Annotated in this window: 20 protein-coding genes; 12 read left to right on the top strand and 8 right to left on the bottom strand. The window is 31.5% G+C overall.

All coding sequences use genetic code 11. The features are described from left to right. Nucleotides 1–110: 110 nt before the first annotated feature. A complete protein-coding gene (gene fbaA / locus CW733_RS09785; protein WP_100997010.1) occupies nucleotides 111–1,178 on the bottom strand; it encodes a class II fructose-bisphosphate aldolase in 1,068 nt (355 codons plus the stop codon). A gap of 117 nt (nucleotides 1,179–1,295) precedes the next feature. Beyond that, nucleotides 1,296–3,824: a POTRA domain-containing protein gene (locus CW733_RS09780; protein WP_100997009.1), complete on the bottom strand. Its 2,529-nt coding sequence runs from the start codon at nucleotides 3,822–3,824 to the stop codon at nucleotides 1,296–1,298. An 80-nt stretch (nucleotides 3,825–3,904) separates the two neighbouring features. On the opposite strand from CW733_RS09780, the gene CW733_RS09775 reads away from it, so the two are divergent. Further along, a complete protein-coding gene (locus CW733_RS09775; protein WP_100997008.1) occupies nucleotides 3,905–4,624 on the top strand; it encodes an RNA methyltransferase in 720 nt (239 codons plus the stop codon). Nucleotides 4,625–4,731: 107 nt separating this feature from the next. Here CW733_RS09775 and CW733_RS09770 read toward each other — a convergent pair whose 3' ends face one another. Beyond that, nucleotides 4,732–5,454 carry a porin family protein gene (locus tag CW733_RS09770; RefSeq protein ID WP_100997007.1) on the bottom strand — a complete coding sequence of 241 codons (723 nt, stop codon included), beginning with the start codon at nucleotides 5,452–5,454 and terminating at the stop codon, nucleotides 4,732–4,734. 1 nt (nucleotide 5,455) lies between these two features. After that, nucleotides 5,456–6,184 carry a bifunctional demethylmenaquinone methyltransferase/2-methoxy-6-polyprenyl-1,4-benzoquinol methylase UbiE gene (ubiE, locus tag CW733_RS09765; protein ID WP_100997006.1) on the bottom strand — a complete coding sequence of 243 codons (729 nt, stop codon included), beginning with the start codon at nucleotides 6,182–6,184 and terminating at the stop codon, nucleotides 5,456–5,458. Between the two features lie 98 nt (nucleotides 6,185–6,282). Here ubiE and trkA point away from each other — a divergent pair, with 98 nt between their 5' ends. From trkA to CW733_RS09745, 4 genes are all read left to right on the top strand, one after another. Continuing rightward, entirely contained in the window at nucleotides 6,283–7,632 is a 1,350-nt protein-coding gene (gene trkA, locus CW733_RS09760) for a Trk system potassium transporter TrkA (protein ID WP_100997005.1), read from the top strand. 6 nt (nucleotides 7,633–7,638) lie between these two features. After that, the gene (locus tag CW733_RS09755) at nucleotides 7,639–9,144 is read left to right on the top strand and encodes a TrkH family potassium uptake protein (RefSeq protein ID WP_100997004.1); all 1,506 of its coding nucleotides are present in this window, start codon (nucleotides 7,639–7,641) and stop codon (nucleotides 9,142–9,144) included. A 105-nt stretch (nucleotides 9,145–9,249) separates the two neighbouring features. Next, nucleotides 9,250–9,504, top strand: coding sequence for a hypothetical protein (locus tag CW733_RS09750; protein WP_100997003.1), 255 nt, complete (start codon nucleotides 9,250–9,252; stop codon nucleotides 9,502–9,504). A gap of 219 nt (nucleotides 9,505–9,723) precedes the next feature. Beyond that, a complete protein-coding gene (locus tag CW733_RS09745; RefSeq protein ID WP_100997002.1) occupies nucleotides 9,724–9,993 on the top strand; it encodes a hypothetical protein in 270 nt (89 codons plus the stop codon). A 54-nt stretch (nucleotides 9,994–10,047) separates the two neighbouring features. Here the strand turns inward: CW733_RS09745 and CW733_RS09740 are convergent, their stop codons facing one another. Together CW733_RS09740 and CW733_RS09735 are read right to left on the bottom strand one after the other, a co-directional pair. Then, nucleotides 10,048–11,235 (bottom strand): pyridoxal phosphate-dependent aminotransferase, encoded by a 1,188-nt coding sequence (locus CW733_RS09740; RefSeq protein ID WP_100997001.1) that lies wholly within the window; start codon nucleotides 11,233–11,235, stop codon nucleotides 10,048–10,050. Between the two features lie 34 nt (nucleotides 11,236–11,269). Beyond that, on the bottom strand, nucleotides 11,270–12,364 hold the full coding sequence (locus CW733_RS09735) for an acyl-CoA desaturase (protein ID WP_100998764.1): 1,095 nt from the start codon (nucleotides 12,362–12,364) through the stop codon (nucleotides 11,270–11,272). Nucleotides 12,365–12,509: 145 nt separating this feature from the next. On the opposite strand from CW733_RS09735, the gene rsmG reads away from it, so the two are divergent. Beyond that, nucleotides 12,510–13,139 (top strand): 16S rRNA (guanine(527)-N(7))-methyltransferase RsmG, encoded by a 630-nt coding sequence (gene rsmG / locus CW733_RS09730; protein ID WP_100998762.1) that lies wholly within the window; start codon nucleotides 12,510–12,512, stop codon nucleotides 13,137–13,139. Nucleotides 13,140–13,316: 177 nt separating this feature from the next. Further along, entirely contained in the window at nucleotides 13,317–13,844 is a 528-nt protein-coding gene (locus CW733_RS09725) for an inorganic diphosphatase (RefSeq protein ID WP_100997000.1), read from the top strand. Between the two features lie 79 nt (nucleotides 13,845–13,923). On the opposite strand, the gene CW733_RS09720 is transcribed toward CW733_RS09725, so the two are convergent. Then, nucleotides 13,924–16,560, bottom strand: coding sequence for a valine--tRNA ligase (locus tag CW733_RS09720; protein ID WP_100996999.1), 2,637 nt, complete (start codon nucleotides 16,558–16,560; stop codon nucleotides 13,924–13,926). Between the two features lie 186 nt (nucleotides 16,561–16,746). On the opposite strand from CW733_RS09720, the gene CW733_RS09715 reads away from it, so the two are divergent. After that, nucleotides 16,747–17,175, top strand: coding sequence for a DUF1573 domain-containing protein (locus CW733_RS09715; protein WP_100996998.1), 429 nt, complete (start codon nucleotides 16,747–16,749; stop codon nucleotides 17,173–17,175). A gap of 52 nt (nucleotides 17,176–17,227) precedes the next feature. On the opposite strand, the gene CW733_RS09710 is transcribed toward CW733_RS09715, so the two are convergent. After that, the gene (locus tag CW733_RS09710) at nucleotides 17,228–18,601 is read right to left on the bottom strand and encodes an aspartyl protease family protein (RefSeq protein WP_232730345.1); all 1,374 of its coding nucleotides are present in this window, start codon (nucleotides 18,599–18,601) and stop codon (nucleotides 17,228–17,230) included. Nucleotides 18,602–18,646: 45 nt separating this feature from the next. Here CW733_RS09710 and CW733_RS09705 point away from each other — a divergent pair, with 45 nt between their 5' ends. Genes CW733_RS09705 through CW733_RS09690 form a run of 4 tightly spaced genes read left to right on the top strand, consistent with a single transcriptional unit; the run spans nucleotide 18,647 to nucleotide 22,249 of the window. Beyond that, on the top strand, nucleotides 18,647–19,837 hold the full coding sequence (locus CW733_RS09705) for a pyridoxal phosphate-dependent aminotransferase (protein ID WP_100996997.1): 1,191 nt from the start codon (nucleotides 18,647–18,649) through the stop codon (nucleotides 19,835–19,837). Further along, nucleotides 19,837–20,850 (top strand): UDP-N-acetylmuramate dehydrogenase, encoded by a 1,014-nt coding sequence (murB, locus tag CW733_RS09700; RefSeq protein ID WP_100996996.1) that lies wholly within the window; start codon nucleotides 19,837–19,839, stop codon nucleotides 20,848–20,850. The genes CW733_RS09705 and murB overlap by 1 nt, the downstream gene beginning before the upstream one ends. Before the next feature lie 51 nt (nucleotides 20,851–20,901). After that, on the top strand, nucleotides 20,902–21,432 hold the full coding sequence (locus CW733_RS09695; protein ID WP_100996995.1) for an RNA polymerase sigma factor: 531 nt from the start codon (nucleotides 20,902–20,904) through the stop codon (nucleotides 21,430–21,432). Nucleotides 21,433–21,448: 16 nt separating this feature from the next. Then, entirely contained in the window at nucleotides 21,449–22,249 is an 801-nt protein-coding gene (locus CW733_RS09690) for an anti-sigma factor (RefSeq protein WP_232730344.1), read from the top strand. Nucleotides 22,250–22,281: the final 32 nt, after the last annotated feature.

The raw sequence follows: 22,281 nt of genomic DNA, 5'->3' as shown, positions 1-22,281 counted from the left end.
ATTGATACAACTCAACATTTGGTATCGCTATATCGTAGTACTTTGCTTTTTAAATGAAAAATCCCAATCTAACAGCGTTAAAATGGGATTTAAAATAATATTTTTATTAATTACAATGTATTCACATTGTTTAAGTCTTCGAAAGCTTTTTTAAGACGCTCTACAAATGTAATTTCTCCTGCTCTTAACCATTTTCTTGGATCGTAATGTTTTTTGTTTGGAGATTCTGGACCATCTGGTGAGCCAATTTGAGATTTAAGATATTCAGATTTTTCTCCCATATAATCGCGAACACCAGTCATAAATGCATATTGCATGTCTGTATCAATATTCATTTTAATAACACCATATCCAATTGCTTCTTGAATTTCTGCTTCTGTAGAACCAGATCCACCATGAAAAACAAAATCGATATGATTGTGCTCAACACCATATTTTTTAGAAATATATTCTTGAGAGTTCTTTAAAATTTTTGGTGTTAATTTTACGTTTCCGGGCTTATAAACACCATGAACGTTTCCAAAAGCTGCTGCAATTGTAAATTGATCGCTTACTTTGCTTAACTCTTCGTATGCATAAGCTACTTCTTCTGGTTGCGTGTATAGCTTAGACTCGTCTACATCACTATTGTCTACACCATCTTCTTCACCACCAGTGATTCCAAGTTCAATTTCTAAAGTCATTCCCATTTTGCTCATGCGCTCAAGGTATGTTTTACAGATTTCTATGTTTTCTTCAAGTGGCTCTTCACTTAAATCAATCATGTGAGAACTATAAAGAGACTTACCAGTTTCAGCAAAATGTTTTTCACTTGCGTCTAACAAACCGTCAATCCAAGGTAATAGTTTTTTTGCTGCATGATCTGTATGTAAAATTACAGGAACTCCATAAGCTTCTGCCATTAAATGTACATGTTTTGCTCCAGCAATAGAACCTGCAATTGCTGCTTTTTGGTTCTCGTTACTTAAACCTTTTCCTGCATTAAAAACGCCTCCTCCATTTGAAAACTGAATAATTACTGGAGCATTTAAAGCTGCTGCAGTTTCTAAAACACCATTAATTGTGTTTGAGCCAACAACATTAACTGCTGGTAAAGCAAAGCCTTTTTCTTTTGCTAATTTAAAAATCGCTTGTACTTCTTTCCCTGTAGCTACTCCTGGTTTTATGTTATGTGACATTTATCTAATGTTTTAGTTGAAAATTGAACATCAAAAGTAAACAAAATTTGAATATTTTTTATTAAAATCATCAATAAAATAGCGAAAACGATGTAGTATAACTCAAGAAATTAAAGTCTAAAAAGGATAGTTAATACCTATGTTGTAGGCTGCATTTGCGAAATTATAATCGTTAAACCAACGGTTATTATCTCCATAAGAAGGATCGTAAGTTTTAAAGCCAATATCTCCTCTTAAGATGAAGAAATTAAAATCGTATCTAAATCCAAATCCAGAACCAATGGCAATATCTTTAATAGAAGAAAGCGAATTAAAAGTTGCAGCATCGTCTTCAACATCGTCAAGTACATTCCAAATGTTTCCAGCGTCTATAAAAAATGCGCCATTTAAAGCTCCAAAAAGATTAAAACGATTTTCGGCACTTAAAGCAATTTTCATGTTTGCTTCGTTAAACTCGTTTACAGATTGTGTACTTCCAGGGCCTAAATTATAAGCAGACCAAGCACGATTGTCGTTTGCTCCACCACTAAAGAAACTTTTAGAAAATGGAATATTTGTAGAGTTTCCATAAGGAATTGCAATTCCAAAAAAGGCGCGCATTGCGATCACATTTTTATTACCAAAATCCCAATACTTAACATAGTCTAGTTCTGTTTTTACGTATTGTGAAAATGCAACGTTAAACAACTCGTATTTATCATTGTTGTTTTTTTGAAGACCTAAAATATTTGAAGTCGCTGAAAAAACATTTCCTGCAAGTTCTAATTTTAACCTGAAAATAGAGAAATCGTTGTCGAATAAATTATCGCGACTGTCTTTAGTAAAACTAAAATTTGTTGCGAGTATAAGGTTGTCTTCGGTTAGTCTTTCTTTCCTTTCTTTTATAGAATTTACAGTTTGAAAGTCGTCTGAACTAACATCATTAGTTCCAGCAATTACATTTGCTATAAATTGGCTGGCTTGTTCTGGAAGTCCTAAACGCTCATCAGTATTTATAAAACCAGAATTTATTGCTATATCATTTAAGGTGTTAAAAGCGCTTTCGTAAACATTAAAATAATTGTCAACATTTAAGTTTTTTACAAACTGAATATTAAACAAATCTAGTTTGTTAGTTACTTTATTGTTGGGAAACCATCTGTAGTTAAATGTTCCTGTAGCTGTTTGCTTATCTAAACCAACATTAGTTTGGCTTGTGGTCGCTAAACTAATTCGTGTTTCGGGAAACATAGAACTTGGGATTATTTTTGTTGTATTGATAGGGGAAAATAATCGCGGAATAGTTAATCTTAAATTGGCACCAATCTCATTAATATCGAAAAACTGATCGCGTTCATTAGATCCATCTTTAGAAGCGCCAATAGAGGCAATTCCAGAAAGCTCTAACGTTTCGGCTCCTTTAAAAACATTACGCATTAAAACACTTGGGTTTAAAGAAAAGCCAATAGTTTGTATGTTGCTTTGGGATGCTTCGGCTCTAAAATCTAAACCAAATTTCTTTAATGGTGTTAAATATACATTAGCAGTTAATGTGGTGTCTGCGTCGTTTACTATATAATCTATTTTTGGATATTTAAAAGTTTTTAGGTTACTAATTCTTCTTGATGTTAATGGTTTGTTTTTATCTCGAAAAAGAGTTTTTGGCTTAATAAAAATGGCATTGGTTAACATTTTAGGGCTGTAGCGTAGCTTTTCTTTGCTATAAATATTAAAACCATTATGAATTGTTGAATCTGTGAAAATTTTGTCTTTATTTTCGAAAGAATTATCAGTATAGATATTTACATCTTTTACCTTATATATTTTAAAAGGCTCGTACAATGTTGTGTCTTCCTGTCTAATTGGTTTCTCACTTATGTATAATTCTATATTTACCTTTTTCGTTTTACCTATACTATCCATTTTAAACAAAACATTGTCTTGAGAAAAATGATAAACTCCAGAATTTCTCAGTGTTTCTGTTATGCGATCTCGCTCTTCTATAAAATCATTAGTACGATATTGAGTATTAGGTTTTATTAGAGATTTACTTAATGTACTTTGGTATAACGAGTCTATAACTGGAGTTATAATATTTGTAGATAAAGAATCTACTATATAAGGTTTGCCAGTGGATATTTTATAAGTAACAGCTGCTCTTTGGTTGTCGTTTCTAGTCGTTTCAAAATCTGCTTTAACTTCAAACCAACCATTATTATAATAATAATTTTCTAGTCTTTTTATAGATTTTTCAGAAAGCGTATCGTTAACAACTACAGGAGCTTCACCTGTTTTTTTAAGCCAATTATTAAAATTGAGCTTGTTTTGTATGCGCTGGTCGAACTGTTTTTTAGAGAAAAATTTAATTTGTCTCGCAGTACGTTTTGGATTGTTTGCAATTCTAGCTTTTAAAATAGAATCTAAATTTGGTCGTGCCAAATTATGAATATAAAGCCTTGTTTTAATATTTGTATAAGGAATACTGTTGTTTGGTTTCTGGTATATAAGGTTAGTTATAGCTTCGCTTTCTTCATTTTTATCGTTTACCTTAATTGCAGTTTTAGTTAATAAATGTGCGTTTTCAGGTATACGTCTAACAGAGTTACAAGCGGTTAGAAAACCAAAAATTAAAATAATAAGTAGTATTTTTGAATCTTGTATTTTCAACTAAACGGTCTTTAAAAGGATTTGTTTCGACTCTAAACTTTTAATTTGAATCACTTAAGATTCAAAAATACATTTTTTAAATGCTATCAAAAAGCCAAATAAAATTAATAACGCGTCTCAAACAAAAAAAATACAGAATTGCTGACGGTTTTTTTGTTGCTGAAGGTATAAAAGTAATTAACGAACTTTTAGATTCTTCTTTAGGGTTACATCTTTTATTTACGACAGAGTCTTTCAAAAGTCATACCGAAAATGAAACATTAATTACAGAAACTGAATTAAAGAAAATTAGTTTTCTAACGACACCAAATAAAGCGTTGGCTGTTTTTAAAATACCAGTACAAAAAAATAGTGAATATCAAGGTTTAATAGTGGCTTTAGATAGCATTCGTGATCCTGGAAATTTGGGTACTATTATTAGATTATGCGATTGGTTTGGTATTAAAGAGTTGGTATGTAGTAAAGAAACGGTAGATTGTTATAACCCAAAAGTTGTGCAAGCCACAATGGGATCTATTACTAGAGTAAATATTAGTTATTTAGATTTAAATACTTTTTTAGCTGAAGCTGAAATGCCAATATTTGGTGCTTTTATGGATGGTAAAAATGTTTATAAAAGTGAATTGCCAAAAGCAGGTATTATAGTTTTAGGAAATGAAGCGAATGGAATTTCTGAAGCTATAGAAAAACAAGTAACAAGCCGAATTGCTATTCCGCGTTTTGGCGATTTACAAGCCACTGAAAGTTTAAATGTAGCGACAGCTACTGCTATTTTGTTAAGTGAGTTTAGAAGGAATTAATTTAAAAAGCACTTAAAGTTGGTTTACTCGAAGCGTCATTGCGAAAAGTGATGCAGGAACGATGTGGCAATCTCTTGAGTTATACACTGAATATAGATTACTAAAATCTACCTAAAAGTGAAATTAATAAAAATCCCACGCGTTTTCATAGAATTAATATTTCCTGTCCAAGGACTGTTAGGATCAACATCTTTTACCAGCTCATCGTTTAAAGCAAAAATACCACGAATAGATGGTGTGAATTTAAACCATTCTAAATAAAAATCGATACCAAAACCAATATCATAAAACTGTGTGCTTTTTGTGGTTCTAAATTCGCCACCACTATTATCTTCAGGGTTTTGTTCGTTACTCGATAAATTTAAAGACGTCGCAATACCTAAAGTAATAAATGGTTTAAAATTATTAATACGGTCTGTAGAAAGCCTCATTAATAAAGGGATATAGATGTAAGTAGACTTTACTTCACGTAGAAAATCTGATTTATTTAAATCATCTGCAGGAATACCTTCAAAAAAGTTTTCAGGATAATTTAATGTTCGTGCAGAAATAATTAAACCTGGTTCAAGTCTAAAATTAATATTATCGTTTACACGAATATCTCCAACCAAACCAACATTAAAACCAAAGGATTTTACTGTTTCTATATCACCTTTGTTGTCGTTATAATCTATTTTGTAATCTAAATTATTTGTACCAAAGTAATATCCCCAACTTAAGGATTGCTTATCCATGTTTTGGTTATTCTGTACTTTTTCTCTAGTAAATAGCTGTGCTGAGCACACAGTACTTGTTGTAATACATATAAATAGGGCAATTAGTTTCCTCATGTTACTGTTTTGATGCTGTATAAATTGTGGCCACTCCAAAAGTTTGTGGTAAATCTTTCACATTTATAAACCCAATATTACGTAAAATATTGTTTAGTGCTTCACCATAAGGAAAAATAGAGGCACTTTCACTTAAATATTTATAAGCAGTTTTGTCTTTAGAAAACAAACGTCCAACAGTTGGTAATATAATTTTAGAATGAAACATATAACCTTGTTTAAAAGGAAACTTTGTTGGAACAGAGGTTTCAAGAATAACAAAAGTACCGCCTGGTTTTAAAACACGTAAAATATCTTTTAATCCTTTTTCTAGTGTTTCAAAATTACGAACACCAAAGGCAACAGTAATAGCATCGAACGCATTATCTTCAAAAGGCATATTTTCACTGTCTCCAATAATCATTTTAATTTTATTGTCAAGATTTTTAGCCGTTATTTTAGTTTTTCCAACTTCAAGCATACCACTACTAATATCTAAACCAATAATTTTTGTGGCACTAGTTTCGGCAAGGTTAATAGCTAAATCTCCAGTTCCAGTAGCAATATCTAAAACACTTTCTGGTTTGGTAGCTTTCACTATTTCAACTACTTTTTTTCTCCATTTAATATCTATTCCAAAAGAGATTACACGATTTAAACCATCGTACTCTCCAGAAATGGTATCGAACATTTTTGTAACCTGCTCTTTTTTACCAAGACTACTGTCTTTATAGGGATTTACTTTTTTCAAAATAATTTTTTTTCAAAGATAATACATTGTATATGCTTTAAGAAACATGAAAACAATTAATTAATTACCTTTGCTATTCCTTTCATATAAAATAAAGAATGAAAATAATTATTGCTGGAGCTGGTGAAGTAGGATTTCATTTAGCAAAATTATTGTCCTACGAATCTCAGGAAATTACGTTAATAGATACTGATAGAGCGAGTCTCTCGTATGCAGACAATCATTTAGATATAAAAGTTTTAAAAGGAGATGCTACTTCTATTGCCATATTAAAAGAGGCAAGAGTAGAAGGTAGTGACCTTGTTATTGCAGTTACTGCATCTGAGACTACAAACATTACGGTTTGTGTTTTAGCCAAGCAATTGGGTTCTAAGCGTACTATTGCACGTATCTCTAATACCGAATTTATTACACATAAAGAGGAAGTTGGTTTTACGCGTTTAGGTATCGACGAACTTATTTCTCCCGAGGCACTTGCTGCGTCGGAAATTCAGTTACTGTTAAATCAGTCTGCTTTTAATGAAAGTTACGAGTTTGAAGGTGGAGCACTAACAATGGTAAGTTTAAACTTATCTAAAACAGCCTCTTTTGTCGGAAAATCTGTAAAAGAAGCAGCTCAATATTTTCCAGAAATTCACTTTGTGCCTATTGCAATTCAGCGTTTTGGAACTCAATACACTACTATTCCAAGAGGAGATACTCAATTTCAAGTAGGTGATACAGTTGTGTTTATTACTTGTGCAGGAGGAGGAGATGAATTATGTAAAATGACAGGTAAAGCCAATACAACTATTAAGGATGTTATGATTCTTGGAGGTAGTAAAATTGGTTATAAAACAGCTCGAGATTTAAGCTCAAAGCATTTTAATATTAAGTTAATAGAAAGTAATAGAGATGTTGCTTTTGATCTTGCAGATGAATTAGAAAAAATATTAGTTATTAATGGAGATGGAAGAAATGTTGAATTGTTAGAGGAAGAAAACATAAGCGATATGGATGCTTTTATTTCGGTTACTGGTAATTCTGAAACTAATATTATGTCTTGTCTCGTTGCTAAATCTAAAGGCGTAAAAAAGACAATTGCTTTAGTAGAGAACATGGATTATTTTGAGTTATCTCAGTCTATAGGTATCGATACTTTAGTAAATAAAAAACTACTTGCTGCAAACAATATATTTAGATACATACGTAAGGGTGAGGTTGTAGCTATGACTAAGCTTAACAACATGAATGCAGAGTTGTTAGAGTTTAGAGTTAAGAGCGATTCTAAAATATGTAATCAACAAATTAAATCTATTTCATTTCCACGTTCTGCTATTATTGGAGGTGTTATTAGAGATGGTAAAGGTTTAATTGCTTTAGGAGATTTTATTGTTGAAGAAGGCGATTATATAGTAGTTTGTTGTTTGCCGAAGTCTATAAAAGAAGTGGAGAAATTATTTTTATAATTTATTATGTACAAAAGGATAAAGCTTAACTATAAAATTATTTTTCATTTCTTCGGATTGCTGTTCCTTTTTAATGGAGGTTTCATGCTTTTGTCGACTTTGGTAAGTTTAATCTATAATGATGGCGTTACTTTAAAGCTGTTTTTGTCTGGAATAATTACTGTTGGAATTGGTGTTTCGGTTATGTTTTATACCAGGAACCATAAAAAAGTATTGAACAAACGAGAAGGTTATATTGTTGTGGCTTTCGGATGGATAGTAATGACTTTGTCAGGAGCGTTACCTTATGTTTTTACAGAAGCTATACCAAATTTTACAGATGCCTTTTTCGAAACAATGTCTGGCTATACAACCACAGGAGCTACTATTTTAAATGATATTGAAGTTGTGCCTGAAGGTATATTGTTTTGGAGAAGTTTAACGCATTGGATTGGAGGAATGGGTATTATTGTTCTTGCAGTAGCTATTTTGCCACTATTAGGAATTGGTGGTATGCAGCTTTTTGCAGCTGAAGCGCCTGGACCAAGTGCAGATAAATTACATCCAAGAATTACAGATACTGCTAAGCGTTTATGGTTAATATACTTTGGGTATACTGCTGCCGAAACAATACTGCTTAAAGTAGCTGGAATGTCTTTTTTTGATGCCATAAACCACTCGATGACTACATTGTCTACAGGTGGATTTTCTACAAAAAATGCAAGTGTTGCTTATTGGAATGATAAACCTTTAATACAATACATAATTATTGTATTTATGTTTTTGGCAGGTACAAACTTTGTATTAAGTTACTTTGCTTTTAAAGGAAAGATATCTAAAGTTTATAAAGACGAAGAGTTTAAACTCTATTTTAAGTTTATCGCTATTTTCACTCTTGTAGCAGCTGTTATTATTTATTTTAATGCAGATATGAGTATTTCTACAATAGAACACCCACAGGTTTGGGGAGCTGCAGAGAGTGCTTTTCGACATAGTTTATTCCAAGTATTAACAATAATTACAACCACAGGTTTTATTTCTGCGGATTATACACTTTGGACACCTTTTTTAACGATATTTTTCTTCGGAATGATGTTTCTTGGTGGCTCAGCCGGAAGTACATCAGGTGGAATAAAAGTTGTACGACATTTAATTACCATTAAAAATGGTTTTTATGAGTTTAAACGTGCTTTGCATCCTAACGCTATATTACCTGTGCGCTATAATAAAAGATCGGTTTCTGGAGATATTGTATTTAATATTCTTGGATTTTTTATATTGTATCTTTTGGCTTTTATTGCCGGAACATTAGGTTTCTCTATGATGGAAATAGATTTTGAATCTTCTATTGGGCTAGCAGCTTCAAGTCTAGGTAATGTTGGCCCTGCATTGGGCGATTTTGGTCCTGTTAATAACTATGATGCTTTACCTGCTGTTGGTAAATGGTGGTCTTCTTTTTTAATGCTTATTGGTAGATTAGAGCTGTTTACTGTGTTGATATTGTTGACACCATTTTTCTGGAGGAATAGGTAACTGCGTCTCTTTTTTTAGTTGTTTTGTATTGATAATTAAGTGATTGTCTGTAACATTTTTGATTGTGCTTCGTCGTAATTATATAACCACAATACATCAATCATTATGGAATCAATCACAATTACTTCAAATTTAGTTTCAAACTCAAATGTTCAAACGTCAAAAATTAACACCTATTTAGGGTTGTTAAATTCAGATTATAAAAATATTGTAAAAGCTAATTTTAAAAATTTTAAATCGTCTTCTATTTATAGTATAAAGCAACGTGTAAAGAGTAATCAATTTCAAACGTGTTGTTCTGTAGGAACTAGTTTAAAAGTCTTGATTTTCTTTATCGCAACTATTATTGCTTTTATATAAGCCTCTTTTTTTTCAAGTAAGTATTTAATATTTTTATTCAAAACTGTAACTTTTTTATAGAAAGTGTTACTTATAGTTAAAGCAGCTTTCCTTTTAGTAGATGTGTTTTATTTCTGCTAAAGCTAATAGGTATTTAGAATTTGCAAGTTCTTCATTAATATATCTATTCATTTAACTTATTGTTTAATGCCGAAATTTTCGGAATAATACTTAGAACTTATGGGAGGAGGAGGATCTATGGCAGCAGCAAATCAATCTTTAAATGCTAATAGAAAATTAGTAGGTAAACGTAAAGGGAGCCGATTTAGCTTTGTACATACTAGTAAAGAAAAAATAGAATATAATTTACCAAAATCTACACCTGAAAAATTAAAACGCATTCAGGTAAAATTCGCACATGAAAATAAACTAAGAAAACAAAAACGGTTAGTTTTAATAGGAGTATTTACTGTATTACTAATTAGCGTTTTTGTATATGTTATGTTATAAAAAAAAGCCTCTGAATAATTTCAGAGGCTTTAGTATTTTATAAATAATGTGGCTTTAAACTAAAGCTGCTTTAATTCTTTTTACAGCTTCTTTAATTTGATCTTGTGAAGCAGCATAACTAATTCTAATACAATCTGGATTTCCAAAAGCATCACCAGTTACGGTAGCAACAAGAGCTTCTTCTAGTAAATATAGAGAGAAATCTGTAGCATTGTTTATTGTTTTTCCACGTAACGTTTTTCCGAAGAAAAAAGAAACATCTGGAAATACATAAAAAGCACCTTCTGGAGTATTTGTTTTAAAACCTTCAATACCATCAAGCAGGCCTAAAACCATATCACGACGCACTTTAAACTCGTCAATCATATAATTGACAACACTTGGGTCTGCGTTTAAAGCGGTTATAACAGCGCGTTGTGCTATACAGTTTGTTCCGCTAGTTACTTGTCCTTGCATTTTGTTACAAGCACGAGCAATCCAATCTGGAGCACCAATAAATCCAACTCTCCAACCAGTCATAGCGAAAGCTTTAGACACACCGTTTACGGTAATGGTATTGTTAAACATACCATCTACTCCTGCCATACTTGCGTGTGGTTTTCCTGTGTAATTTATGTGTTCGTAAATTTCGTCTGAAACTACATAAATATTAGGATGTTTTACTAAAACTGAAGCTAAAGCTTCTAGTTCTTTTTTACTATATAAAGAACCACTTGGGTTACAAGGAGAACTAAACCATAGCATTTTTGTTTTTGGTGTAATGGCTGCTTCCAATTGTGAAGCAGTCATTTTAAAATCTGTATCGATAGATGTTTTTACTTCTACAGGAACTCCTTCTGCAACTTTAACAATATCACTGTAACTTACCCAATAAGGACAAGGTAATATTACCTCGTCTCCTTTGTTTAACATTACTTGCGCAACGTTGTATAAAGATTGTTTTGCTCCTGTGGAAACTACTACTTGCGGTAATGTATACGTTAAGTTGTTGTCGCGTTTAAACTTTGTAATTACAGCTTCTTTTAAATCTACATAGCCATCTACTGGAGAATAACCATTGTAGTTTTGATTAATAGCTTCAATAGCTGCATTTTTAATAAAATCGGGAGTGTTAAAGTCTGGTTCTCCCAAACTTAATCCTATAATATCTTTGCCTTCGGCTCTAAGTTCTCTTGCTTTTGCTGCCATCGCTAAAGTAGCAGACGTAGACATATTTGTTATTCTATCTGAAAGTTGATTCATTTATGAAATATTATTTTGAAATGCAAAATTGTTGTTAAGCCATATTAGGTTTCATACCTAATACTTTTAGCTGTTGGTAGTGTTCTCCTATAGCTTTCCACATAGTATTGTATTCGTTATATGGTAAGCTAAACTCATGAGCAGTATCTTTAACAATTTTTGCTATATTTTTGTAATGAACATGGCTAATATGTGCAAATAAGTGGTGTTCTACTTGTCTATTTAAGCCACCTGTGTAAAATTCTACTAACCAATTTTTAGGCGAAAAATTAGACGTAGTAAATAATTGATGGATTGCCCAAGTATTTTTCATGTTTCCAGCTTCATCAGGAATAGGCATATCTGTATTAGGCATTACATGTGCTAATTGAAAAACAACACTTAAGATGATTCCAGCAGTATAATGCATGATTAAAAACCCTATTAAAACTTGCCACCAAGCGTAGCCCATAGATAAAGGTAAAACCACCCAAATAGAGTAGTATAATATCTTACCAATAATTAATTTGGTCCATTGTGTAGCAGGTTTAGGGAATTCACCATAAGATAATTTTCTTTTTAAGTAAATATAAGTTTGTTTAAAATCGGTAGTAATAGCCCAATTTACAGTTAATAAACCATATAATAAAAAGGCATAATATTTTTGATATTGATGGATTTTTAACCATTTAGAATGTTTCGAAAAACGAATAATTCTTCCAGCATCAATGTCTTCATCATGACCTTGAATGTTGGTGTAAGTATGGTGTAAAACATTATGTTGTACCTTCCAGTTGTAATCGTTACCAGCTAAAATATGTATGCTGCTTCCCATTAATCTATTTACCCATTTTTTACTAGAAAAAGAGCCATGATTTGCATCGTGCATTACATTCATTCCTACTCCAGCCATTCCAACACCTATAATCATCATAGATATAATTTGTAGCCAAGCAGGTAAATCGACTGTTAATATAAGTGCTAAAGGACCAAGTAATAATGTAAACATTACTAGAGCTTTAATATATAATTTCCAGTTGCCTGTTTTTTTTATTTTATTTTCTTTAAAGTAATTGTTAACACGTTTATTTAGTGTCTTGAAAAACTTTGCAGAGTCTGTTCTTGAAAAAGTTATTGTTTGTTTTGCCATGTTGTTATTTTTTTTTCTATTTAAAACTGTATAATTCCAAGTGTTAAATATGATAACAAAGATAAATAATAATGACGTGTATCTTAATAAATTTTTCATAAAAGTGCACAATAATTTATCTACTTTTGTTGAAAATTTAAAAACTATGCAGCTACTTCTTAAGTATTTCCCTAACCTTACTGAAGATCAGATTGATAAATTCACAAAGCTTGAAGCTTTGTATCAAGATTGGAACTTAAAAATAAACGTAGTATCTAGAAAGGATATAGACGAGTTGTATTTGCGCCATGTATTGCATTCTCTTGCTATTGCTAAGGTTATAGATTTTAAAGTAGATACAAAAATTATGGACGTTGGTACAGGAGGAGGTTTTCCAGGAATTCCATTAGCTATATTATATCCAGAATGTAATTTCCATTTAGTAGATAGTATTGCAAAAAAATTAAAAGTCGTTAATGAAGTCGTTGAAGGTTTAGGTCTTGATAACGTAAAAACAACACATTCTAGAGTTGAAGAAATTAAAGATAGTTACGATTTTATAATAAGTAGAGCAGTAGCAGCAATGCCAACTTTTGTGCATTGGATTAAAGGAAAAGTTTCTAAGCATCAACGCAACGATCTTAAAAATGGAATATTATATCTTAAAGGAGGTGATTTATCTGAAGAACTCCAAGATTATAAAACTGCTAAGATTTACAATATTTCAGATTTCTATTCTGAAGATTTCTACGAAACAAAAAAAATTGTGCACTTACCAGTTAAATATAAAGTTTAATTAAAACAATTTTGTTCTCTGCAATATTTAGTATTACTAAATTGTTATCTAGCTGCATTTTACTTGTAGAAAGCTAAATAATCTTGTACTTTTGCATCCCGAAAAACGGATAATTTTTTAATATGAAAAATATTCGTTTTACAGAGTTTTAAAAATTAGGAAATAAAAAAATAGAGTATGAGTCCAGCAGGAAAATTAACGTTCGACGTTTTAATAGAAATACCAAAAGGAAGTAGAAATAAATATGAATACGATTTCGAGTTGAATAAAATTCGTTTCGATCGTATGTTGTTTTCATCTATGATGTATCCTGGAGATTACGGTTTTATTCCAGAAACTTTAGCATTAGATGGTGATCCATTAGATGTTTTAGTAATGGGAACTGAGCCTACATTTCCAAATTGTGTTATGGAAGTAAAGCCAATTGGTGTTTTCCACATGGCAGATGAAAAGGGACCAGACGAGAAAATAATTTGTGTACCAGTTACAGATCCTATTTGGAATAGTTGTAATGACCTAGAAGATTTAAATCCGCATAGAATAAAAGAAATTACACACTTTTTTCAAGTGTATAAGGACTTAGAAAAGAAGAAAGTAGATGTTGGTGGTTGGGGAGACGCAAAAGAAGCTTACGATATTTTAAATAAATGTATCGAACGTTATGAAAACAGCGAACATAAAACGAATGGCGATTTTAAAATTTAAAATTTGCTATTGAATATAAAAAAGACTTAACATTACTAATGTTAAGTCTTTTTTGTGTTTATATACTCTCTAAGTGATATTATTTCAAACTAGCTAAACTTGTTTTTAAAGTTTCAATTTTTGCCAAAGCATCTGCTTCTTTCTTCTTCTCACTAGCAATAACTTGTTCTGGAGCTCCTGCAACAAAACGCTCATTAGATAGTTTCTTCTGTGCTATTTTTAAAGAACCTTCTGTATATTCTAATTCTTTAGTTAACTTTATAATTTCAGCTTCTACATCTATATTGCCATCCATTGGTATAAAATACTCGTTAGATTTTACTCTAAAGGTTAAAGCACCTTCTACAGCTTCATTAACATAGTCTATACTTTCAAGATTTCCTAATTTAGATATTACTTCGTCGAAAGTAGTATCTGACTTTTCATTATTTATTACAGAAAAACCTATCGCATCTTTAAACGCAATATTCTTTTCTTTTCTAACGGTTCTAATTCCTGAAATTACTTCTGAAGCAAATTCAAATTGAGAAATCAATTTTTTATTTATAGGTCTTGCTTCTGGCCATTTTGCAATAATTAAAGCTTCTTCAGGAGTACGCTCTGCAATATATTGCCAGATATCCTCGGTTAAGAATGGCATAAAAGGATGCAATATTATCAAGTTCTCCTCAAATATCGACATTACTCTATTGTACGTTTTAGCATCTATAGGTTGTTGATAAGCTGGCTTAACTATTTCTAATAACCAACCACAAAAATCATCATAAATCAATTTGTAAATAGACATTAAAGCATCGCTTAAACGGTATTTACTAAAGTGATCTTCAATTTCTACTAAAGCGGTTTGAAACTTAGCTTCGTACCAATCTAAAGCAATTTCACTAGAGTTAGGCTGTGGTATTGTATCATTAACTTCCCATAAATTTGTTAAGTTAAAAGCATTCCAAACCTTGTTTCCAAAACCTTTTCCTTGTTGGCAAAGTGCCTCGTCGAACATTAAGTCGTTTCCAGCCGCACTACTAAATAGCATACCAACACGTACACCATCTGCACTATATTCTTCTATAAGCTTTAAAGCATCAGGAGAGTTTCCTAAAGATTTAGACATTTTACGTCTTTGCTTATCACGAACTAAACCTGTTAAGTATACGTTGTTAAAAGGTTTCTCGCCTTTATACTCGTAACCTGCAATTATCATACGTGCTACCCAAAAGAATAAAATATCTGGCCCTGTTACTAAATCGTTAGTAGGGTAATAATATTTAATTTCTTCGTTTTCTGGATTTCTAATACCATCGAAAACACTCATTGGCCATAACCAAGAAGAGAACCATGTATCTAAAGCATCTGTATCTTGTTTTAAGTCTTCAGTTTTTAAATCTGATTTACCAGTAACTTTTTGAGCTTTTTCTAATGCAGCTTCAATAGTTTCTGCAACTACAAAATCTTCTTTTCCATCTCCATAGAAATACGCAGGAATTTGTTGTCCCCAAAGTAATTGTCTCGAAATATTCCAATCGCGAATATTCTCTAACCAGTGACGGTATGTGTTTTCAAACTTTTTAGGAAATAATTTAATTTCAGCATCTTCACCTAAAACAGCTTCTATTGCTGGCTTAACTAATTCTTCCATTTTTAAGAACCACTGGTCGCTTAATCTTGGTTCGATAACTGCTTTTGTTCTTTCGGAAGTTCCTACTTTATTAATATGCGTTTCAGTTTTAACTAAAACACCTGTTTCTTCTAATAATTTAGCGACATTTTTTCTTGCTACAAAACGATCTTGACCTTGAAATTGAAGTCCGAAACTATTTAAAGAAGCATCATCATTAAAAATGTCAATAACTTCTAATTTATGCTTGTCTCCTAAAACTTTATCATTTTCATCGTGAGCAGGTGTTACTTTTAAACAACCTGTACCAAATTCTAAATCTACGTATTCGTCTTCTATAATAGGAATAACTCTTCCGCAGATAGGCACAATTGCTTTCTTTCCTTTTAAATGAGTAAAACGCTCATCTTCTGGATTGATACATATTGCCGAATCTCCAAAAATAGTTTCTGGTCTTGTAGTAGCAATGGTTAAAGTATCGTCGCTTCCTTCAATTTTATAATTAATATAGTATAGGTTTCCTTGACGCTCTTCGTGTATTACTTCTTCGTCAGATAATGTTGTCTTAGCTTCAGGATCCCAGTTTACCATACGGTAACCTCTATATATTAATCCTTTTTCGTGTAAATCGACAAAAACCTTAATTACAGCTTCAGACATATCGTCGTCCATTGTAAATTTTGTGCGTTCCCAATCGCAAGAACAACCTAATTTTTTAAGCTGATCTAAGATTACACCTCCATATTCTTCGGTCCATTCCCAAGCGTGTGCTAAAAACTCATCTCTTGTCAGGTCGTTTTTATCAATACCTTGTTCTTTTAAACGTGCAACAACTTTTGCTTCTGTAGCAATAGAAGCGTGATCTGTTCCTGGTACCCAACATGCATTTTTACCTTGTAAACGTGCACGACGAATTAACACATCTTGAATTGTGTTATTAAGCATATGTCCCATGTGCAGTACACCTGTGACGTTTGGTGGAGGAATTACAATGGTGTAAGGTTCTCTTTCGTCTGGTGTAGAATGAAAATAATTATGCTCTGTCCAGTAGCTGTACCACTTGTCTTCTACGTTCTTTGCATCATATTTAGATGGAATGCTCATACTTTGGAATAGTTTTTGAATATTGATTAGCAAAAATACTTATATTTCTGTTTCTGCGAAATATTAACTAGTATTAATGTATAGTTAAATATGTCGAATGTACTTGCAAGATTGTATTACATCTAATTATTTTTGCAGAAGGGTTAAAAAGTACTAAATTTACAAACCATTAAAAATCAAAATAAAATGAAAAATTTAATAACATTATTATTTGTCGGATTAATTACCTTTTCAATTAATGCTCAAGAAAAAGTAGCAAAAATTGAGTTTAAAGAAACAACAATAGATTACGGAACAATAGAAAAAGGCGCAGATGGCGTTAGAACTTTTGAGTTTACTAACACTGGAGATGCTCCATTAATTGTATCTAAAGTAAGTTCTAGTTGTGGATGTACAGTGCCTAAAAAGCCGAAAGATCCAATTATGCCAGGAATGACTGGGGAAATTGAAGTTAAATATGATACTAAACGTGTTATGCCAATAAGAAAAACAATTACTGTTTTATCTAATGCAGCTACACCAACAGTTTCGCTTAAAATTAAAGGAGAGGTTATCGACCCTTCTAAAACAAGCGTACTTACTAAAACAAAAGGAAAAAGTGTTATGGAGCAATAGCCCATTCTCTTAAATATTTTAAAAAAGCCAAAAACAATTGTTTTTGGCTTTTTTATTTTATTAGAGACTCTAGTATAAAAGTCGCCTTTATTTTTCTACCTAATCTTTCTACTTCCAAAGTGATTTTGTCACCTTCATTTCCGTAGAATTTATAAATTAATTGTTGTAAGCTATATTTTAAAGTGTCATTATTATTTATTTTTAAAATTACATCTCCTTTTTTAAGCCCTGCTTTAGCGGCTGGAGAATTATCTCTTACTGAAGAAATGGTGTAAGCCTTCTTTATTATATATTTTCTAGTGTTAGCAAAAACGGCTCTAACGTTAACACTATTGGTATTTATAACATTAGGACTGTCTCTGTCTGAAATTGCATTTTGTCCGTACTCAGTAACAAGTCTTATTCCTTCATTTTCAACTTCGATACCACTTTTATTATAACTAAAACGTTGGTTGAAATTTGAATTACGTTTTAATACCATTCGCGCTTTTCTATAATCCATAGTAATATTAAAGCGTTTTAAAATTTCACCTCCAACACTACCTCTTCTTCCTTTTATTTGTCTTAATATAGAAGTGTAAGACGAGTCTGGATAGGCCACCAAAGGCCTGTTTAATGTAAAAGACTTTAATTTAAAGGCATCAATTTTAGAACGCTTGCCATGAACACTTCCGCTTAAGCCATGACCTAAAAAGTCATCGAAATAATTGTTTTTACTTGTTAAGCCTAAACTATCATTTTCGAAAAGCCATAAAGCATCACTACTACCAGTATCTATTAATAGTTTTACAGGAATGTTTTTATTATTAATAGCAACCGAAGCATTAAAATATGGTTTGCTATTGTAAAATTCTAGATTAAAAGTCTCACATTTTTTACAAGCTTTGTATTTGTGTTTTTCAGGATTAGTTAATTTTATTTTCTTTTTTGTGTAGCTAATATCAACTACTAAATCTTTAAATAAATCGTATCCAATAATACCATGAATAGGCACGCCTAATTTAGGTGCGAAATTTATTGAAGAATCGAAAATAACATAGAAATCTTGATTGTTATTTACGGCATCACCTACTTTAAAAGTATTTCCAGAAGATTTTAAGGCAGCTATTTTTCCATTATTACCTAAACCTTTTAGGTAAATAGTTTCGGTATTTAAAATTTTTAAGGAGTCTGATGCTTTTAAAAAATTAAAGACAATAGGTTTACTAACACCAGAATCTAAAAGGAAAGAGAGTTTAACATCATTAACTTCAACAGGAATAATAATAACATTATTAAGTAACTTAAAATTAATTTTATCGACTCCTTTTTTGTTTTTTACAACATATTTTCCTTGTGTAAAACAGAATACAGGTATAAATAAGAGGAGAAAAAAGAAGCTGTTTTTAATTTTCATGGCAACTGAAGTTAAGAAAAATTTTAACATAGATTAGACTTTTTTTTTGCAACTTTGTTTTTAAAAATAAACTCTATGCCATCGATTTCTAAAAAAGGGCAATCAATGCCTCAGTCTCCAATAAGAAAACTTGTACCATTTGCCGAAAAAGCAACTAAACAAGGTAAAACCATATACCATTTAAATATTGGGCAACCAGATATTAAAACACCTCAAGTAGCCTTAGATGCTGTAAAAAATAACACTTTAGAGATTTTAGCCTACAGTAGGTCTGAAGGCTCTGAAACTTACAGGCAAAAAATAGCAAACTATTATGCTAAAAATGATATTCATGTAAAGCATGACGATATTATTGTAACCACAGGAGGAAGTGAAGCGCTTTTATTTGCCTTTGGAAGTATTATGGATGTGGATGATGAAGTTATTATTCCAGAGCCTTTTTACGCAAACTACAACGGGTTCTCAACAGCTTCTGGTGTAAAAGTAGTTCCAGTTATTTCTAAAATTGAAGATAATTTTGCATTACCTCCAATCGAAGAATTCGAAAAGTTAATTACACCTAAAACAAAAGCTATTTTAATTTGTAATCCAGGAAACCCAACAGGTTACTTGTATTCTAAAGAAGAAATTAAAAAGCTAGCAAATATTGTAAAAAAACACGATTTGTTTTTAATAGCAGACGAAGTTTATAGAGAGTTCGCTTACGATGGTGCAAAACACTATTCTATTTTACAAGAAGAAGGTTTAGACGATTTCGCAATAGTTATAGATTCTGTTTCTAAACGTTACAGTATGTGTGGCGCAAGAATTGGATGTTTAGTCTCTAAAAACAAACAAGTAATTCAAACGGCATTAAAGTTTGCTCAAGCAAGATTAAGTCCGCCAACATTAGCACAAATTGCAAGTGAAGCAGCCTTAGATACACCACAGAGTTATTTTGATGATGTTATTGAAGAGTATGTAGAAAGAAGAAATACATTAATTGCCGAATTAAATAAAATTGAAGGTGTTAAAGTGGGTAACCCAAAAGGTGCTTTTTATTGTATTGCAGAGCTACCTATTAAAAACAGTGATAAATTTGCACAATGGCTTTTAGAAGATTTTGATGTAGATGGAGAAACAATAATGGTTGCTCCAGCAGCAGGATTTTATTCTACTCCAGGTGTTGGTTTAAACCAAATTAGAATTGCTTATGTCCTTAATAAAGAGAGTTTAATAAAGTCTGTAAGCATTCTTAAAGAAGCTTTAAAAGTTTATAAAGACTAGTGCGCATTCAACACAACATATCTTTAAAAAACTATAATACTTTTGGTATTGATGTTAAAGCGCGATATTTTATTTCGGTAAGCACCTTACTTGAATTAACTTCTGTTTTGCAACTTGAAGACTATCCAAATAAATTAATGCTTGGTGGAGGAAGTAATATGCTTCTAACTAAAGATTTAGATGCGCTTGTAATCCATATTAATTTAAAAGGAGCTAAAATTATTAACGAGGATGCCAATCATGCATTTGTTAGGGCAAGTGCAGGAGAAAATTGGCACGAGTTTGTGCTTTGGTGTTTAGATAATAATTTTGGAGGCTTAGAAAACATGTCTTTAATTCCTGGTAATGTTGGCACCTCTCCAATACAAAATATTGGAGCTTATGGAGTTGAGTTAAAAGATAATTTTGAGTCTTGCGAAGCATTAAATCGCGATACGTTAGAAATGGAAGTTTTTAAAAATGAAGACTGCCATTTTGGGTATAGAAATTCAATTTTTAAAAATGAAGTAAAAGGTAAATACATAATTATAAGTGTTGTTTTTAAACTAACCAAACACACACATCAATTGCATACTAATTATGGAGCTATTACTTCACAATTAGAATATATGCAAATTGAAAATCCAACTATTCAAGATGTGTCTCACGCAGTTATAGCAATAAGGCAAAGTAAACTTCCAGATCCAAAGAAAATTGGAAATAGTGGGAGTTTCTTTAAAAATCCAGTGATCTCTATTGAGGCTTTCGAGCAATTAAAACAAAATTTTCCTAAAGCACCAAGTTATCCAATTTCAGACAGCGAAGTTAAAGTTCCAGCAGGTTGGCTTATTGAAACAGCAGGTTTTAAAGGGAAAACTTTTGGTAATTATGGTGTTCATAATTTACAAGCACTTGTTCTTGTAAATTATGGAGGAGCTAAAGGTCAAGATATTCTAGCGCTCTCAAAATTAATTCAAAAAACAATTTATCGTATCTTTAATATCTCGATTGAAGCCGAAGTAAATATCCTTTAAGCAATAAATTTCCAATCGTAAAGTTTAACTAACTAAAGACACCAATAGAGTTTGAGTACTTCAATTGAACAAGACATAATAGAATTATTAGAAAATGGTGACAAAAAAGCCATTTCGCTTCTGTATGAGCACTATTCTGGTGCGCTTTTAGGTGTTGTTAAAAAGGTGATTTCAGATGATGATATCGCTCAAGACGTCCTTCAAGAAAGTTTTATAAAAGTTTGGAAAAAAGGAAAGACTTACGATGCTTCTAAAGCAAAGCTATTTACATGGTTGTATCGTATTTTTTATAATTCTGCAATCGATAAAGTGCGCTCTCTAAATAATAAGATAAAGAAAGAAGTCCAAATAGAAGATTCCAACGTATATAAATTGACAACCAATAGTTTAAATCAAGACACTTTAGACATACAAAAGCACTTAAGTGGTTTAGAATTAAAATATCAGGTGGTTTTGAATGCGCTGTTTTTTGAAGGAATGACCCAGCAAGAAGCAAGTGAAGAACTAAATATTCCGTTAGGAACAATTAAATCTAGATTAAAAATAGGTTTACGAGAATTAAAAAAAATTTACAACCCTTAATTGTAAAAACTACAAAATGATGACTGTTGATAAAGACACATTTTTAAAATCTGATTTGCTAGAAAGATATCTAACAGGTCTAACTAATACTCAAGAAAACCTTGAGGTAGAAGGCTATATAGATAACTTCCCAGAAGTTAAAGAAGTCTACAATGTACTTCAAAATAAATTAGAGTTAGTAGCCTTTGCAAATGCAGAAGAAGCTCCAGTACATTTACTAGGTAGTATCTTAGAAACTTTAGACGAGAAACCAGTTGTTTCTTTAAATGAAAAGCCTAGAAAACCATGGTTTAATTTCGGTATTGCGGCTAGCGTTGCAGCATTAGTATTTGCTGGAAGTTCTTTGTTTTTTTATATTCAGAATCAAGATTTATTAAATGAAAATCAAGTAATTGTAGATGAATTATACGATTTAAGAAGCGACATAAACCAAAACAATTCTAAGCTTGATGCATTAGCTCAACAGTTTTCTCAACTAAATAATCCTGAAACCGAAAAGTATATTTTAAAAGGCAACCGTCGCGCTAAAAACCTAAAGACTGTAGCTTATATAAACCCTAAAGAAAAAACATCAATGATAGATGTTGTTTCTCTACCAATTTTACCAGATGGCCAAGAATATCAAATTTGGGCAGAGTTACAAGATAAACAAGTTAATTTGGGTATTCTAAGTGTTAAAGACAGGCGCTTACAACAGATACCATATACTAAAGATGCTCTAGGTTTAAGTATTACAATCGAGCAAAAAGGTATTAAACCAAATAACAATTCTACAGATACTCCTGTTGCAGAAATAGAGTTGAAATTAGAAGATTAGTATTTCTATATCATTAAGAATAAAAAGAGCCT

Origin of the sequence: Lacinutrix sp. Bg11-31, from assembly GCF_002831665.1 — a bacterium.
Lineage (GTDB): Bacteria > Bacteroidota > Bacteroidia > Flavobacteriales > Flavobacteriaceae > Lacinutrix.
Note: the sequence above shows the minus strand (reverse complement) of the source record. Positions and strands in the feature narration are given on the sequence as shown.